Here is a 1,540-nt window from a genome sequence, read left to right on the forward strand (position 1 = left end):
TATCTAAGTATGGTGGACCATTACGCGGGTATTTTGATGACTACTCTATTCAAGAAGTAGACATTGAGACGGGAGAGCTTCTCTTCTTTTGGAGTGCACTTGAACATATYAATCCAGCTGATTCAGTGGTACCTGCTTCATCCGCGACAAGTTCTAATAATATATGGGATTGTTACCACGTAAATTCAGTCGAAGAAGGGCCAAACAATACACTTCTAGTGAGTATGYGTAATATGTGGGCCATTTATAACATTGATAAAAAAACGGGAAAGGTAATTTGGCAACTTGGTGGAAAACAAAGTGATTTTAAGCTTGGACCGAACGCTGCATTTTCTTGGCAGCATGATGCGCGCTATAGGTCCGAAAATAGGATAAGCTTGTTTGATGACGCCTGCTGTGCCTCTTCAACCTCTCCTCCTGAGGGACAGGCGCGTGGTTTAATTCTTCACTTAGACTATAAACACAAGGTCGCCAATGTAGATCGAACGTATTATCATGACCCAGCTTTATATGTTCCAAGTCAAGGAAATGCGCAAAAGCTTTCTAATGGAAATCAACTCATTGGGTGGGGGCAAGAGCCCTACCTTTCAGAATTTAAGAATGCTGGTAATACACAAAGAAATCCTTCATTTAATTTGTTGTATGATATGCGGTATCCAAATCAGAATCTTTCTTATCGAGCGTTTAAAAATAAGTGGGTAGGTCTACCACTTTACCCGCCTAGCATAACGGTAGACTTATTGCATGACGGTCAAGCTACAGCTTACGCATCATGGAATGGTTCAACAGAAACAGTTGCTTGGCAGTTACTTGCAGGACCAACGCCTTTTAAATTGTCAGTAGTGATATTTAGTAGCCCTCGTACTGGATTTGAAACAGATATTCATGTTCAGGCAGTTGGCCCCTATTTTCAAGTAAAAGCATTAGACTCCTGCGGGAACGCCATTGGTACATCACCGACTACTTACGTAAAAATAAGACGAAATAGACGAAAGTGAGCATTAATAATCCTCTATTAGATTTTTAAAAATGTTCTTATAGTGCCCCCCTACTCAGAAGACATGAGGGGGCATTCACCTTTTAAGGAATCAACCAGAAATTATGTAAGCTAAGGACTTTTTCAAAAAAACGCTACTATATTAATCTAAACTGCAAAAATAAAATTCCTGATATATAATATTATATTTTAACAAATAGTAAGGATAAAGAACTGAGGGAATATTTGATATATATGAGTATAAGGTGCCTTTTCTCCCTAATTACTTAACTTTTAAAATCATATCTTCTGACTTTTCATTCCATTTAACCGTTAAAATCATATATTCAGGTTTAATTACATCTTTACTAGCATCAATCTTTACTTTTTCTTTGAAATTCCCTTCTTTATTTAACCTTGCGTCTCTTACTGCAATTCCATTTTGATTATTTGAAGTGTCTAAATTAATCCCAAAATCTCCTACGGATTCTACCTTACCACCTAGATAATTTAAGTTCATTTGAGCTGTTTCTTTACTATTTTCAACGGGATATAACGTAATAG

General features: G+C 37.0%; 2 protein-coding genes. One reads left to right on the forward strand and one right to left on the reverse strand.

What is annotated here, in order from left to right; all coding sequences use genetic code 11:
* On the forward strand, positions 1 to 998 hold a 998-nt coding region (locus AC1DRF_RS27325; RefSeq protein WP_477742225.1), incomplete at its 5' end, for an arylsulfotransferase family protein.
* Between the two features lie 261 nt (positions 999 to 1,259).
* Here AC1DRF_RS27325 and AC1DRF_RS27330 read toward each other — a convergent pair.
* Positions 1,260 to 1,540 (reverse strand): hypothetical protein (locus AC1DRF_RS27330; RefSeq protein WP_477742226.1); only part of this gene is annotated, 281 nt, incomplete at its 5' end.

This window comes from Priestia sp. P5_B4 (genome assembly GCF_056400385.1).